This window comes from Trichococcus collinsii, assembly GCF_900107505.1.
Taxonomy (GTDB): domain Bacteria; phylum Bacillota; class Bacilli; order Lactobacillales; family Aerococcaceae; genus Trichococcus; species Trichococcus collinsii.
This window is the reverse complement of sequence record NZ_FNQH01000001.1, coordinates 584,423-598,624: the sequence shown is the minus strand read 5'-3', so window position 1 is coordinate 598,624 and position 14,202 is coordinate 584,423. Positions and strand designations below refer to the sequence as shown.

15 protein-coding genes are annotated in these 14,202 nt (G+C 48.1%); 13 read left to right on the top strand and 2 right to left on the bottom strand.

Going from position 1 to position 14,202, the window contains the following annotated elements; all coding sequences use genetic code 11:
* Positions 1-5 precede the first annotated feature (5 nt).
* Positions 6-770 (bottom strand): C39 family peptidase, encoded by a 765-nt coding sequence (locus BLV66_RS02780; RefSeq protein ID WP_176974097.1) that lies wholly within the window; start codon positions 768-770, stop codon positions 6-8.
* A gap of 275 nt (positions 771-1,045) precedes the next feature.
* Between BLV66_RS02780 and BLV66_RS02775 the strand changes: the two genes are divergently transcribed.
* On the top strand, positions 1,046-1,615 hold the full coding sequence (locus BLV66_RS02775; RefSeq protein WP_086984796.1) for an SF0329 family protein: 570 nt from the start codon (positions 1,046-1,048) through the stop codon (positions 1,613-1,615).
* 70 nt (positions 1,616-1,685) lie between these two features.
* Here BLV66_RS02775 and BLV66_RS02770 read toward each other — a convergent pair whose 3' ends face one another.
* Complete coding sequence (locus BLV66_RS02770; protein WP_086984798.1) at positions 1,686-3,191, bottom strand: amino acid permease; 1,506 nt, start codon at positions 3,189-3,191, stop codon at positions 1,686-1,688.
* 120 nt (positions 3,192-3,311) lie between these two features.
* Here BLV66_RS02770 and BLV66_RS02765 point away from each other — a divergent pair, with 120 nt between their 5' ends.
* The 12 genes from BLV66_RS02765 to BLV66_RS02710 all read left to right on the top strand — a co-directional run bounded on the left by BLV66_RS02765 (position 3,312) and on the right by BLV66_RS02710 (position 14,097).
* Positions 3,312-3,758 (top strand): GAF domain-containing protein, encoded by a 447-nt coding sequence (locus tag BLV66_RS02765; protein ID WP_086984800.1) that lies wholly within the window; start codon positions 3,312-3,314, stop codon positions 3,756-3,758.
* Positions 3,751-4,743 carry a sensor histidine kinase gene (locus BLV66_RS02760; protein WP_086984802.1) on the top strand — a complete coding sequence of 331 codons (993 nt, stop codon included), beginning with the start codon at positions 3,751-3,753 and terminating at the stop codon, positions 4,741-4,743. Before BLV66_RS02765 ends, BLV66_RS02760 begins: the two co-directional genes overlap by 8 nt.
* A complete protein-coding gene (locus tag BLV66_RS02755) occupies positions 4,740-5,372 on the top strand; it encodes a response regulator (RefSeq protein ID WP_086984804.1) in 633 nt (210 codons plus the stop codon). The genes BLV66_RS02760 and BLV66_RS02755 overlap by 4 nt, the downstream gene beginning before the upstream one ends.
* Positions 5,373-5,382: 10 nt before the next feature.
* Positions 5,383-6,072, top strand: coding sequence for a sirohydrochlorin chelatase (locus BLV66_RS02750; protein ID WP_086984805.1), 690 nt, complete (start codon positions 5,383-5,385; stop codon positions 6,070-6,072).
* Positions 6,060-6,509: a precorrin-2 dehydrogenase/sirohydrochlorin ferrochelatase family protein gene (locus BLV66_RS02745; RefSeq protein WP_086984807.1), complete on the top strand. Its 450-nt coding sequence runs from the start codon at positions 6,060-6,062 to the stop codon at positions 6,507-6,509. The genes BLV66_RS02750 and BLV66_RS02745 overlap by 13 nt, the downstream gene beginning before the upstream one ends.
* A 170-nt stretch (positions 6,510-6,679) precedes the next feature.
* Positions 6,680-9,103, top strand: coding sequence for a nitrite reductase large subunit NirB (gene nirB, locus BLV66_RS02740; RefSeq protein WP_086984809.1), 2,424 nt, complete (start codon positions 6,680-6,682; stop codon positions 9,101-9,103).
* Between the two features lies 1 nt (position 9,104).
* A complete protein-coding gene (locus BLV66_RS02735) occupies positions 9,105-9,422 on the top strand; it encodes a nitrite reductase (NAD(P)H) small subunit (RefSeq protein WP_086984811.1) in 318 nt (105 codons plus the stop codon).
* Positions 9,419-10,390, top strand: coding sequence for a uroporphyrinogen-III C-methyltransferase (gene cobA, locus BLV66_RS02730; protein WP_086984813.1), 972 nt, complete (start codon positions 9,419-9,421; stop codon positions 10,388-10,390). The genes BLV66_RS02735 and cobA overlap by 4 nt, the downstream gene beginning before the upstream one ends.
* Positions 10,378-11,151 carry a formate/nitrite transporter family protein gene (locus BLV66_RS02725; RefSeq protein WP_086984815.1) on the top strand — a complete coding sequence of 258 codons (774 nt, stop codon included), beginning with the start codon at positions 10,378-10,380 and terminating at the stop codon, positions 11,149-11,151. The genes cobA and BLV66_RS02725 overlap by 13 nt, the downstream gene beginning before the upstream one ends.
* A gap of 61 nt (positions 11,152-11,212) precedes the next feature.
* Positions 11,213-12,097 carry a hydroxymethylbilane synthase gene (hemC, locus tag BLV66_RS02720; protein WP_086984817.1) on the top strand — a complete coding sequence of 295 codons (885 nt, stop codon included), beginning with the start codon at positions 11,213-11,215 and terminating at the stop codon, positions 12,095-12,097.
* Positions 12,094-12,765 carry a uroporphyrinogen-III synthase gene (locus BLV66_RS02715; RefSeq protein ID WP_086984819.1) on the top strand — a complete coding sequence of 224 codons (672 nt, stop codon included), beginning with the start codon at positions 12,094-12,096 and terminating at the stop codon, positions 12,763-12,765. The genes hemC and BLV66_RS02715 overlap by 4 nt, the downstream gene beginning before the upstream one ends.
* 183 nt (positions 12,766-12,948) lie before the next feature.
* The gene (locus BLV66_RS02710; RefSeq protein ID WP_086984821.1) at positions 12,949-14,097 is read left to right on the top strand and encodes an AAA family ATPase; all 1,149 of its coding nucleotides are present in this window, start codon (positions 12,949-12,951) and stop codon (positions 14,095-14,097) included.
* The last annotated feature ends 105 nt before the right edge of the window (positions 14,098-14,202 follow it).

The window sequence follows — 14,202 nt, the reverse complement described above, 5'->3', positions numbered from 1 at the left end:
GAATCCTATTCTTTTACCTGTATTACCGTCTGAGTGGGCGTGCCTGCTGCGATGTAGAGGGCTTGTTTGCCCATCTGTTCCCATGCCAGTATAAAGTTCTGCCGATCAACTTTCTGGTCCTTTTGGCCGTAGGGATTGTTGATGTAAAGACTATCGAAGTCGTACCCGACAACCACAACGCTGTGCATGATGTAGCTGATGTTTACCGGACCTGCCGGCGTTTGCCACACTTCCAACTCAGCATCGGGAAGGAAGGTGGTCGTCGTGACGACCCAGACGGGATAGCCTTTATCCAAGGCTGCGATGACAAAATCAAAATCCTGCCCGCTGATATCCTCCACGCGACCGGGCGCGATGTATTCGGATGCCAAGGCTGCGATGGGGCCATGGTAGACGCAAAAACCGTAATCCGCCCCGGTAACATCGCCGAGAAAACCCTCATTCGGGTTGCCGTGCAGCCCGTTTTCATAGTGGATCGGAACGACCGGAAGCTTGGCTGCGAGCCCGTTTTTCGTGACCATTATTCCGTTGTACTGTAGGATCATGGCAAGCGAGGTGACCTCGCAGCCGAGCAGCAAGGCTGGCGGATCCAGCTGATTCAGGAGCGGCACATCCAACCGTACCGAAACAGAAGACCCTGGTTGCAAAATTATCCCAAATTCTGTGGTCTCTGGTTCGGCTTCATCAGGTTCCATGCGAATGAGACTCAGTGGTATCAGACTGAGTAAAATGCCAGAATACAGCGTTATGTTGAGCCTGCCTCTTTTCATGATGATCCTCCTTATCCGGCATAGCTGGCTGCGCTTAAACATATTCTTTACGCTTACATTTTAGCATATTCCAAAATCCAGGACGATTGAAATGTCCCAATAAATAATGTGAGAATCAAGGGCATCGTGCGAGTCGATTACCGAATGGGTTAGAGACAAAAAGATGATCCGGATGTTTGAAAAGGATTGACCTACCCTGTCTTTGTTGTCCATAATGGTAGAAGTCGGATTTAAGAATAAAGGGACAACAATAAAGTTGTCTGATGGAGGATATTATGATCTGGAGCAAGATGAAGCAGCTGTTGGAGAACTTTCTCACGCCTGCGTTGGCGGGCAGAGTGGAGTATCTCTCCACCAGTTACCGCTATTCACCCGATAAAAACGGCCAATGCTGCATAGCCGTGGACAATAAAAAAATCTTCAATATGAGGGACGGAACGACTGGGATGAAGTGGTACCAGTCGGAACAGGATATCAAAAATGACCCTGCCCTCGTGATTCCGCTCAGCGAAGCCGAAATTGAGCATATCCGGAAAGAAACCGGCGGAAAAGTTCCGGAAGAACGCTTGGCAGTGATCGCGAGGGACCGCAAACTGTTGGCCTATGCGAAGGAAACGATGGGCGCCCAAGTAGCCTTAAGTAAATCCGATTTCTACAAAACGGCCAATGTTTTTCTGACCCAACCCATCGAAGCCAGTCTTGCCAGCACTGATATCCTTTTGAACTGCTTGGCCTTGTTGGACAGGCGCGTCGGCAAAAAGCGGACTATGGACATGGAAAAATCAGTGAAAATGAAGCATCCGATTGTGCAATACTTCTATGGGTTAAGACGCAGCGCGATGTAGCAGCTGGTGCAGAAACAAAAAAGAACCGCTCAAGTCAGCTGAGCGGTTCTTTTTTTCATAGTAAAATCCGTTAATTATTTTCAAACATAAATTGTGCCCGTTTCTTTTCAAACCTTTGATAAATGTTGCTCCCGAGAAGCCCGAAAAGAATCGGTCCAATGATAAGCAACATGGCTTGGACATATTCTCCGGTATGGAACGGCTGGTACACTTGGAAAGTGATGGCGATCAAGGTAGCCGTGCAGACGCTCAGCGAGCAAAGGTACCCTTGCCAGTGCGAAGCAATCAATGAATGCTTCAGCAGTCCAGGGTTCTTGATGCGATAGAACGGATAACTCGCGGCTACGACGAAATACGGAATGGCGCGGGCTACATTTGTCATATAGGTCAATTGATTGAATAATGCACCTAAAATGGTGCTATTTAATGATAATCCAATAATGCATACAGAAATAACCACGGCTTGGATCCAAAGCGCCGTTTGCGGCATTTCTTTTTGATTGATTTTTGTCAGGAATTGCGGCCAGATTTCCTTAGGCGTTCCTTGGATCAAACTTTTTAACGGGGTGTAGGTGATGGACGACAACAACCCAATATAGGCTACGAACAAAGTAAAGGCAGTGTAGCGTATGAACGCTTGATAAAGGAACGTCTGAGCGGCTGCAGACAGACCGAATGAAACGCTGATGTTATTGGCCAGGCTCCCCATCAAACCGTACATCAGATTTCCGAGGTGGAATTGATCGGTTTCGCGAAGCACATTCAGGTTATTTGCGCCGCTCCAAAGCATGATGCCACCGAAATAGAGGACGACGATAATCACGGCACTGATGATCAACGCTTTCGGAAATTTTTTTCTTTGTTCGCCGGATTTGTCCACTAGGCTGGCGATTGTGTCGAGCCCGCCGAATGCGGTGATGGCGAAAATAAAGAATGGCAACTGCGAAAGGAAAGAGTCACTGGTTCCCTTGAAGAAACTCGGGGCAGCCAGGCTTTGTTGCATGTTCTGCATGATGAGCTGGGGATTGTTCACCATCAGCAACAGATTGCCGATTCCGGAAATAAGCAGCAGACCGACCATTGCATAGCTGCTCGTCTTCAGGAATGAAAAGACGGCTTGGTGTCCACGGTTGATCACCCAAGTCATGCAAAATACGGCGAAGAGCGAGAGCACCATGATCCAGTAGGTTGTGTCGATTCCGAACCATTGCTCAGCGGAAGTCAAGTCCCGCCCGAAAAGCATGATCGTGAAAGGAATCAATAATTTCATGAACAGGCTGATGATCCAAGTGAAGTAGCTGCAGTACCAAAGAAAAGCGGTAATGAAAGCGATACGCGGCGAGAAAGCATCTTTCAGCCAATCATAAATGCCGCCTGTGCGATTCGAATAGCTGCGCGTATATTCTGATACAATAAGGGCATAAGGGATAAAATAAAAAAACGCGCTGATCAAAAACCAAGGGAATGCTTTCAGACCCATCATGAAAAAAGAGGACGACATACTTGAAAAAGAGTATACTGTCATGACGATGATCAGAATCAGATTGAAAAATGATAGACTTTTGATTTGTTTCATAATACACTCCTTAGTAAATAATTTACTTCCAACAATTGGTACCATCATAGTAACTTTTTGGATAAAGGGCAACAGAAATCCATAGATTTCGAAAAATATAGGGAATTGGAGTAGTGAACAATGTCACAAATGGATGTTTGGTTGGAAGAGCAAAGAAAGGAATGGCAGGCAGATTTTTTGGGTTTGGCCCAGGATGTTGCCCCACCCTCCCAACAGACCGAATTGCGCTGGACACATGTAGCCGGAAACACAAGTGATCACTACAAATCCATTCGCTTACGGATCGGCAAGGGCATCGCTGGTGAAGTTTGGCGCACAGGCAGGGAACAACGCGTCACTGATATTCAATCAGACAGTCAAAATCTTTTGAAGTATCCAATCGCAAGGCTAGAGCAGCTCGATATGACAATCGGCATCCCGATATTGAAGAACGGCATCATCCGTGCTGTTTTGTTGCTGGGATACCGCAAACCGATTGGTACTGATGTTTCAGACGTGACTGCTGTCTACGCAGCATTGCCAGTCTTATCGGCCCTGTTGGAAGAGGAGGCGCACATAGATGACTGATCCAAAGGAACGCATTCCCCAATTTTTGCTTCAACCGACTTGGCTCATGGATGCTGACTATAATGTAGTTGAAAAGAATGCGCAGGCAGAAAAGTTCGAGAAAGATTATGTTGTTTTAATGGAATACGCGGTGCAAGTAGCCAGGGGCACTTGTTGCGCTTTTCATACCGATAAAACAGCATGCAAAAACTGTCCGCTCGAGAATAAATGGGCTGCCTCGGATGGTTTTCCCATCACTTTTATGGGCCGCGATGGGGTGTCATATGAATTTTTCGGAAAACTCGTGAAAAGGGAACACCATTGGATTCTCGAGATCCGCTATATTGATAAACCCTTCGAATTGGAGGGGAAAAGTATGCTGACATATTTGAACGAAGCACGAGAGAGTGAGCAAAAAAGGATTGCGCGCGAACTCCATGATGGGATTGCCCAGAGCATCTACAGCTTGATGCTTGAAACGAGAGGACTCAAGTGGACACCAGTTGAAGACCATCAGCAAAAGCTTCAAGCAATCGACCGTCATTTCGCGGACGTACTATTGGAAATCAAAAGTTTGGCTACTGAATTGCGGCCGAGCATTCTGGATGATGTTGGGCTTATCCCGGCGATAAATCAGTTTGTCGAACAGACAATGGAAATGACAGGATTCGTCATCCATGTTATCGTTGACGGGGAGCGGAATGCGCTCACCGGTCGAGGGAATGTTGTCATCTACCGCAGTATTCAGGAGGCTATCTCAAATGCTTTGAAATATTCCGGAGTGAACGAAGCGAGCCTCACTCTTGATTTTGGCCAAGAGGAACTGCGTGTCACGATTGCAGACGAAGGTAAAGGGTTTATTTACGATCCTTATCATCTTGGATTTGGTCTGCTGAATTTGCGGGAACGCGCTCACTCTGTAGGTGGAAAAATGGAAGTTGATACAGGTATAGAAAAAGGGACACGCATCACCATGAGCGTGCCTTATAAGGAGGGGTTGACATGAAAATCATTATTGCAGACGATCATGCACTGGTGCGTAACGCGCTGACTTTCATGTTGAATGCACAACCAGACATGGAAGTCGTCGGGGACGCCGCTGACGGCAACGAAGTCTTCATGAAGCTGGAAAATACGCAGGCCGATCTGGTGCTGATGGACATCAGTATGCCTCCAGGGGAAAACGGGTTGCATACGACCCGCCGAATCAAAGAAACGCATCCGGAGATCAAAGTAATCGTCTTGACGATGCATGATGAGGAAAGTTACGTGAGGGAAGCATTGAATGCAAGAGCCGATGGTTTCATCCTCAAAAGCACAACAGACGACATCTTGCTGGACGGTATTCGGAAGGTCCATGCCAATCAACGTTACTACAGTGGCTATCCAAACGATAAGTTGGATGAGCTGGACACCTTTCAGGGAGACAGCCTCTATGCCAGTCTTTCGAAACGGGAAAAAGAGGTCCTACCGCTCGTAGCTTTGGGATACAACAACCGGGATATTGCCGAAAAACTGTTCATTTCAGTCAAAACGGTAGAAGTGCATAAAGCTAACATCAGAAAAAAACTGAAGGTTGACAGCTACGCCGATCTTTTGCGTTATAGTGTGAAAAATCATCTGGTCGATTTCTAGGAGGAATAAGATGAAAATCGGAATCATGTACGTGCTGCACGGCAGAAAAACCAGCATCCCACAAAAACTGTCCAATATCGTCAAAGATTTCAGTGACACCTTGGATCTGCCCCAAGCGATAGGTATGCTGGAAGGGCAACAGCATACGTTGGAGAATGCTGTCAAGCAGCTGGAAGAACAAAAGGTGGATAAAATAATTGTCGTTCCAGTTCTGCTTTTCCCGGCCACACATGCCCGGGAGGATATCCCGCAGCGTATGCAGGCTTGCTCTGCGGTTCCCTTTGAAATCAGCGAGACACTGGGGACAACGAAAGCTGTATACGACTGGTTGAGAGACCGGCTGCAGGAAGCTGCAGAGAGCCATCCAAAGTTTCCAATCATGTTGGTCGCGCACGGCACGACCCATTATCCGGAACCTGGCGAACAACTGGAAAGGATTGCGGCTGCTTTAAGATCAGATTTAGGGCGAGCAGTCTTGGCGACAAACCATTTGGGGGAACCACATTATCAGGCGATATCCGGAGAACAGCCCTACATCGTGCAACGGCTGTTCTTTACCGATGGATACTTGGCCAAAAAAATTGGTTGCTGGTTCGAAAAAAACCGGCCTCAGGATCTATTACTGGAACAGTTGCTCGATTCAGAAGCAGTCCATAAAGCCCTTAAGGAACGGTTGGAGGAAGCTGGATGTATCCGATGATGGTAGACATCAGCAAACGGAAAGTCATGGTGGTCGGCGGCGGTAAAATCGCTACGCGGAAATTGCAGGAATTGATCCGTTGCGGCGCCCAGCCAACCGTCATTTCGCCTGTCGTGAGTCCGGAAATCCTAGAGTGGGTAGCAAGCGGAAAAGCAGTACTGGTCAGGCGGGCTTACAAATCAGGCGATCTTGATGATGCAACCTTCATCTTCATCTGCACAGGGGATAGGGCAACAAACAAAGCGGTACGATCGGCGGTCGAGCCGCATCAGTTCCTGAACGATACGACCGACCGCAACAACAGCGACTTCATCAATCTCGCGACGCTGCGCCAGGATGACTACCTGGTGGCTGTCTCCACTTTCGGGAATGATCCGCGGAAAGCAAAAAAGATACTGCATGAACTAGCCGAAAAAATAAATCCGACTCAAGCCTAATGCTTGAGTTTTTTTGTTGCAGTGGTAGTGCGAATTGGTGCAGACGCTAACAGTCATCATCTTTGTCCAAATTATGGCATTCCTCAAAACATAGGCGTTTCCCTAATATTAAATGATTCACAAATCCTTTATTGTGAATTTTATAACAACGAATAGAAGAGGGTGCGCAAATGAGAGAACATTTGGTCTTGATCGGAAACGGTATGGCAGGGGTTCGTTTGGTTGAAGAGATTCTGGAAAGGAATCCGGAACGGTATGATATCACCATCATCGGGAAGGAATGCTACCCGAATTACAATCGCATCATGCTATCCAATGTGCTTCAGAATAAAATGACGGTTGATGAAATCATCACCAATCCATATACATGGTACGAAGAGAACAATATAACGCTGATCAATGAAGATCCAGCGGTCGGCATCGATACAGCGAACAAAATGATCACAAGCGAAAAAGGGCTAAAGATCCCTTACGATAAATTGGTTTTTGCCACAGGTTCCCATCCATTCATTTTGCCGATACCCGGTTCGCAGAAAGATGGTGTAGTCGCTTTCCGCACCATCGATGATACAGCTGAAATGATGGAAGCTGCCGGAAAGCACAAGAAAGCCGTCGTTATCGGCGGCGGTTTGCTTGGGTTGGAAGCCGCCAAAGGTCTTCAATTGCAAGGAATGGACGTCACTATAGTCCATTTGGCCAAATGGTTGATGGAAACGCAGTTGGATGAAAGAGCCGGCAAATTGTTGCAGGGCGATCTGGAAGCACAGGGATTGAAATTCCTGCTGGAATACGCCACAACCGAAATAGTGGGTGACGAGCGCGTCACCGGACTGCGCTTTAAGGACGGCACAACGATTGATACGGATCTTGTCGTCATGTCAATCGGAATCCGACCAGCTGCCGAATTGGCGCGGGAAGCCGGGCTGGAAGTAAACCGCGGGATTGTCGTGAATGACTTCATGGAAACCAATTTGCCGGCGATCTACGCAATCGGTGAATGTGTCGAGCATGACGGGAAAACCTACGGATTGGTTGCCCCCTTGTTTGAACAAGGGAAAGTGCTGGCTGACGTATTGACTGGCATCGAAGCCAAACCATACCAAGGTTCCAAGACGTTCACTTCCTTGAAAGTTTCTGGATGCGATCTGTATTCAGCGGGAAACATCATGGACACTGAAGGGATGCAGAGCATCGAAGCTTTTGACGGTGTCAACAGGAACTACAAAAAAGTGTTCATCAAGGACAACCGCATCGAGGGGATCGTTCTTTACGGCGAAACAGCTGATGGCAACCGTTACTACAACATGATGAAAAAAGGCCAGCAAATCGCTGATCTGCAATCGATCGCAATCCTGCAAGCCTCAGGTGAAGACGCAGGCAGTGATGATGTCGTTGCCTGGGATGATGAAGAAACCGTCTGTGGCTGCAATGGCGTAACGAAAGGCGACATCATCAGAGGCATCCGTGACAAAGGCTTGTCGAATGTAGCTGAAGTCGGCAAAATAACCAAAGCTGGGACCAGTTGCGGAAAATGCAAACCGCAGATCCAAACTTTGTTGGAGCATGAACTGGGCGAGGGAGTCACAGCTTCAACCGGCATCTGTTCCTGCACGGATTTGAACAGGGATCAAGTCATGACACAGATCTATGCGAAGCATCTGACGACAAGTTCGGATGTATTCAAGGAACTTCATTTCGCAAGTCCTGAAGGTTGCGCGAAATGCAGACCGGCAGTCAATTTCTATTTGAATGTCGCCTTCCCGACTGAACATAAAGATGAACGCCAATCACGCTATGTGAATGAGCGTATGCATGCCAATATCCAAAAGGACGGAACGTTCTCGGTCATTCCGAGAATGCGGGGCGGCCAGACGAATCCGCAGCAATTGCTGCAGATCGCTAAAGTAGCCGAGAAATACAGCGTGCCACTAGTGAAAGTAACAGGCAGCCAAAGGATTGGCCTGTACGGGGTCAAGAAGCAGGATCTTCCGGCCATCTGGAAAGAATTGGATATGGTTTCAGCACAGGCTTATGCGAAAGCTTTTCGCTCGGTCAAAACCTGCGTCGGGAAGAACTTCTGCAGATTCGGCACTCAGGATTCGATGGGGCTTGGCATCAAATTGGAAGAACGTTTCGAGTTCATCGACACGCCGCACAAATTTAAAGTTGGCGTATCGGCTTGTCCGCGTAGTTGTGTAGAATCTGGTGTGAAGGATTTCGGCATCATCTGTGTGGAGAACGGCTATCAGATCTATATCGGCGGAAATGGCGGTACTGAAGTTAAGGAAGCACAGTTGCTTACGACCGTGGAAACGGAAGAAGAAGTTATCGAATATTGCGGCGCTTTGCTGCAGTATTATCGCGAAACGGGCATTTATGCCGAAAGGACCGCGCCTTGGGTTGAACGTTTGGGATTCGATGCTGTTAAACATATCCTGAGCGATGCTGCAAAACGGAAAGACTTGATTGTGGCATTGGATGTGGCAACAGCAGTGAAACGGAAAGATCCATGGCATGAAATTGTAGGCGATCGCGACATCCAGGAAAAATTATATTCGATCGACAGAAGAGAACTTGTGACGGTGGGTGATTAAGATGACAGAAAAAATATTTTTAACCACAAAAAATACTTTGCTTCCGCAGATTGGACGATCCGTATCAATCGGAAACAAAAAGATTGCTCTTTTCCAACTATCCGACGGACGCATCACGGCCATCGAAGATTTTTGTCGATTGACTGACGGACCTGTTCTGGAGGGGACCGTATCAGGTGAATACCTCTATGAACCGATGCGGGATTATAAAATATCCTTGATTGACGGGTGTATCCAGGACCCTGATGAAGGCCAATTGAAGGTATATGAGTTGTTGATTGAAGACGGGGACATTTACCTGAAGGGTGCTTCCTTATGATCCATTTCGTAGGTGCCGGACCGGGCGATCCGGAATTGATGACTGCAAAAGGTGTGCGGCTGCTGCAGTGCGCCGATGCGGTCATCTATGACCGGTTGGTTAATCCATTGTTGCTCTTTCATTGCAAGGAGGATTGCCTCTTCATCTATGTCGGCAAAACACCTGATCGGAAATCGATTAAGCAAGCAGAAATCAATGCGAAACTGATCGAAACCGCCGCAATACATGATTCTATTGTACGTCTGAAAGGAGGCGATCCAGCCATCTTCGGACGTCTAACGGAAGAATTGAAAGCATGCCAAGAGGCGGGTATCCGTTTCGACATCACTCCAGGAATCACTGCCGCCAGTGGTACAGCCAGCTATAGCGGGATTTCGCTGACGCAAAGAGGCATTGCCACTTCGGTGACTTTTACGACAGGCAGACTTATCGATAACGAGAAAAACACTTTCCAACAATTATTGAATGGCCAGACAGTCTGCCTTTATATGGGTGTGGAGGCGCTCGATCGATTCGTGGCGGCAGCCTTGGAACAGGGTCAAAACATGGAAATGCCCATCCTGATAACCCAATGGGGGACATACGGCAGACAGTCGAAAATACAAGGAACGCTTGCAGACATCAGACAAAAAATCAGCGAAACCAAAATCGAGAATCCGGCCATGATCATCCTGGGCGAAGTCGTCCACGCCGGGGAACGCTTCGACTGGTTTTCTGACTTGCCTGAAAGAGGCGACTCTAAGCTGTACGTCTCAACCCGGAAACCGGTTATGGAGGCATTGCTCGAACAGACTCAAAAGGGCGCGGATGTCTGGTGGATGCAAGTAGGCGCAGGGCGGGACAGGCGCTTTGATGCTGTAAACCGCCACTACTTGGCGGAACAGCATTTCGATAGCATCATCTTTGATGATGCAGCAGCAAAAAAAATATATGAAGCGGAAAAGGTGAAGCCATTATGGGAGCATTGAGCCCAAAAGAATTATTAGAAGAAGCCATTCTAAGAGGCAAACATAAAGCCGATTACAGTATCATGACGATGGCTGCATTGGGTATCATGGCCGGCGTCTTCATAGGACTGGCGGGCGTTGCCATGATCCGCACAATGGGATCAATGCCAGCTGAGTGGGGTACGCTCGTCAACTTATTGGGGGCAATGGTTTTCCCGGTCGGACTCATCTGCCTGCTGTTGGTCGGCGGTGAATTGGTGACAGGGAATATGTTATCCGTATCACTTGCTTTGTTCGCAAAAGAAATATCCGGAAAATCATGGTTGAAGAACATGGCGGTCATTACATTGTTCAACTTGATCGGAGCCCTTTTTGTAGCTTACTTCTTCGGCTATTTGTCCGGAACACTGCAAGGAGCGTTTATCGATAGGACGATTGCTGTCGCCAGAGGTCGTATCGATGTGGCACCCGTTCAATTGTTCTTTTCTTCGGTTGCCTGCAATATTTTGGTCTGCACAGGCGTTTACATGAACTATGCAGCCAAGGATTTCATCGGGAAAATCTTCGGTACGTTTCTGCCGATCATGGCTTTTGTTATCGCTGGATATCAGCATGTCGTCGCAAACATGTTCTTGATTCCGGCAGGGATTTTTGCCGGAGGGGCGACTTGGGAGGAATTTATGCTGAACATCAGCATCGTCTGGATCGGAAATCTGGTAGGAGGCGGTTTCTTCATGGGCGGGCTTTATTTCATGGCATACAGAATCGGTATGCAGAAGTAAAGATATCCGTTTGATTACAAGCGAAAGTCCTCTATAATAGTGAAAGAAGGGAGGTCGCTGCATGAAGACACTAAGAGTTGGGACGCGCAGCAGTGCGTTGGCCCTGAAACAAACCGAACTGGTCATTGAGGCTCTGAAAAGAGTGGACCCCGCGGTGACTGTAGAGGTGGTCGGCATCACCACCAAAGGGGACAGGCTGGTGCATGTGCCCTTGACGCAAATCGGGGGAAAAGGCGTATTCGTGAAGGAAGTCGAGGCCCAATTGTTGGATAAGACAATCGATTTTGCTGTGCACAGCCTCAAGGATGTGCCAGCCCGGTTACCGGAAGGATTGACCATCGTCGCCACACCTAAGAGGGCTAATCCGCTCGATTGCTTGATCTGGAACGACGAGAAACCCTTCTCGGGGACAACAGGGCCTTTGGTTATAGGCACGAGCAGTGTGCGCCGGATCAACCAATTGAAGTCAGCATATCCGAACATGTCGTTTGTGCCGATCCGCGGCAATATCGAGACCCGCCTCCTTAAGATGAAGGAAGAAGGATTAGACGGCATAGTCCTGGCAGCAGCCGGGCTTGAAAGGATGGACTATCTTAAGGGGCTGCATACGCTCATGCTTGAACCGGAAGTCTGTGTTCCAGCGATTGGACAAGGGATCATGGCTGTCCAATGTCGTGAGGATGACAAGCAACTGATTGAGCTGCTTAGTGGCATCAATGATGAAGCAGCTTCATTGGCCTGTCTTACGGAGCGTTCCTTCCTGCATCGCGCAAATGGCAATTGCGACATGCCGATAGGCGGCTATGCGCATCGATTGGATGATGGAAAATGGGAATTTTTGGCGTTTTTGGCTGGTTCGATCGACGAACCTGGAGTCACGAGACGTTATATCGGGGATGATCCGTTGAAACTGGCGGAAACGGCTGCAGACGAATTGTTGCCATGACGAAGGCGATACTTTTGACAAGGCCGTTGAACATGAATGCGGAAGATCAGATTCGGTTCCGTGCGCAAGGGTTCGGACGGTTTTATGAAATCCCCCTATGTGAAATTAAACCGTTGCCGATAACGGAAGCCATCAAAAGAAAAATTAATGCAGCTGAGTGGCTTTTCTTCACGAGTCAAGCGCCTGTGGCAAGTGTTCTGGCCGTCATCGAAAAGGGACATCACCCATTGATTGCCGTTATCGGCAAGAAAACCGGTAAAATGGTCCAATCATGCGGATTTAAAGTGGCTTTCGTCAGCCCAGAGGAAACAAAAAAACAGTTTGTTTCCGCCTGGCAGGAACGCTTTCCATCGGGAACATCGATTTTCTACCCTAAGAGCCAACTCGCAGATGACTATATCGAGGAACTTCTCGGGATCGAAAACGATGTAACTGGATCGGTCCTGTACCAAAATATTTTCCCGGACGAACGCAAAGCGGAATTGGTGGAGCTGCTCAACTGGGGGAATCTATCCGCTGTTTACTTTGCCAGCCCTTCGGCATGGAAAAGATTCCTTTCGGTCTACAACAAAACCGAAAAAATGCCGTTCGTTTTCTACGCGATTGGTGATACGACAAAAAAATCCATCAATGACAGCGGCTATCAGGCTGTTCTGGTCCGACGATAAGCAAGCAGGCGCAAAGATCACATGATCTGACCGCTTGTTTTTTTGTCGAGTCAATCCGGTATCCGAATACCCTATCTTGAAAAAACCCTTCGTGCTATACGCTGCGGTGAGGAAGTTGTAGAATGTATGTAAAAGGTAGGATGCGTACCGTAGAGAATATGTCCTGCAGAAGGGAGAATTGAGATGGGGAATCTGTACAAGGATAAATTAAGCGGCAGCCGGATCGGCATCGTTTTCGGAGCCTTCGCGCCATGCCATATCGGCCATTTGGAAGTCATCATGCAGGCCAAGAAGGAGAATGACGGTTGCGTCGTGATCGTCTGCGGTCAGGAGGGCGATTTCGGTGAGCCATTCGGTCTGGATGTCTACAGAAGATTCCGCTATATGCGCGAATTATTTGCGGATGATAACCAGATTTATGTCGTGATGGCAGCCGGCCAAGCCATTCCGCAAAAGGAAATCGAGTGGAAGTCCTGGTTGGAAATCATCAACCTCAAGATAGCTGATTCGCTTCAGCACAGCGATGCGCAAAAAATCTGGTATACCGGGAAAATAGCACAGGCTGAGGCTTTGGCGAGTGAATCCGCGGAAGAAGTCCATTTGGTGGACACCACACTTTACCCGGTCACCGGCCTGAATATCCGCACTGATGCCTTGCGCTATTTTAATGCTATCGCTTTGCCTTTCCGGCGCGCATTCACGAAAAAAGTGCTGGTTTTGGGCGCTCCGAGCGGCGGGAAAACGACACTGGTCAAGGATTTGGCGAAACTGTATTCCTGTCCCTACAGTTTCGAATATTCACGCCAGTATCAAGAGGAATCGAATGTGAATGATTTCGAGCTGGATGGCATGGATTACCAGCGGTTGGTCACGGGTCAGTTCCAGCTGAACCGTGACACAATCGCAGATCCAGCCAGCCAAGGGATGGCAATTCTAGACACGGATGTAATGGTCACAAAAGTCTACGCACGCCTTGGAGCTAAGGACGTGGACTATGCGATCACTTCGGAAGAATATGCGATAGTGGAGCAATCGGCCAACGCCTTCATTGCGCGCCAATTATGGGATTTGATCCTGGTTGTACCACCGACTCTGAAATATGTCGACGATGGTTACCGCAATATGGAATTTTCGGAGGATACCTTTTTGACGACCATCCACGAGATGATGTTGGAGGAAATCGGAAGAAGCGGAAATTTGGATAAAGTTGTCATGTTGGATGCAAAAGGCATCGGCGATAAAGACGAGTTCAGTTATTTCGCCCGTTACAAACAAGCAAAAGAAGCGATAGATCGATTGATGGGGCATAAACAGGATACCAGCGATAATTGAATTTGAAGGGTGATCGGGAAAATCGATCACCCTTGTTCGTTTATGCCTGATTTTCGCAGAAGCATTAGCGTGTTATGCTATCCTCATCACCCAAAGTACGAGAAG

Bases quoted from the DNA above. Each gene is read 5' to 3' on its own strand.
- BLV66_RS02780 (WP_176974097.1), bottom strand. From the start codon at position 770: ATGAAAAGAGGCAGGCTCAACATAACGCTGTATTCTGGCATTTTACTC.
- BLV66_RS02775 (WP_086984796.1), top strand. From the start codon at position 1,046: ATGATCTGGAGCAAGATGAAGCAGCTGTTGGAGAACTTTCTCACGCCT.
- BLV66_RS02770 (WP_086984798.1), bottom strand. From the start codon at position 3,191: ATGAAACAAATCAAAAGTCTATCATTTTTCAATCTGATTCTGATCATC.
- BLV66_RS02765 (WP_086984800.1), top strand. From the start codon at position 3,312: ATGTCACAAATGGATGTTTGGTTGGAAGAGCAAAGAAAGGAATGGCAG.
- BLV66_RS02760 (WP_086984802.1), top strand. From the start codon at position 3,751: ATGACTGATCCAAAGGAACGCATTCCCCAATTTTTGCTTCAACCGACT.
- BLV66_RS02755 (WP_086984804.1), top strand. From the start codon at position 4,740: ATGAAAATCATTATTGCAGACGATCATGCACTGGTGCGTAACGCGCTG.
- BLV66_RS02750 (WP_086984805.1), top strand. From the start codon at position 5,383: ATGAAAATCGGAATCATGTACGTGCTGCACGGCAGAAAAACCAGCATC.
- BLV66_RS02745 (WP_086984807.1), top strand. From the start codon at position 6,060: ATGTATCCGATGATGGTAGACATCAGCAAACGGAAAGTCATGGTGGTC.
- nirB (WP_086984809.1), top strand. From the start codon at position 6,680: ATGAGAGAACATTTGGTCTTGATCGGAAACGGTATGGCAGGGGTTCGT.
- BLV66_RS02735 (WP_086984811.1), top strand. From the start codon at position 9,105: ATGACAGAAAAAATATTTTTAACCACAAAAAATACTTTGCTTCCGCAG.
- cobA (WP_086984813.1), top strand. From the start codon at position 9,419: ATGATCCATTTCGTAGGTGCCGGACCGGGCGATCCGGAATTGATGACT.
- BLV66_RS02725 (WP_086984815.1), top strand. From the start codon at position 10,378: ATGGGAGCATTGAGCCCAAAAGAATTATTAGAAGAAGCCATTCTAAGA.
- hemC (WP_086984817.1), top strand. From the start codon at position 11,213: ATGAAGACACTAAGAGTTGGGACGCGCAGCAGTGCGTTGGCCCTGAAA.
- BLV66_RS02715 (WP_086984819.1), top strand. From the start codon at position 12,094: ATGACGAAGGCGATACTTTTGACAAGGCCGTTGAACATGAATGCGGAA.
- BLV66_RS02710 (WP_086984821.1), top strand. From the start codon at position 12,949: ATGGGGAATCTGTACAAGGATAAATTAAGCGGCAGCCGGATCGGCATC.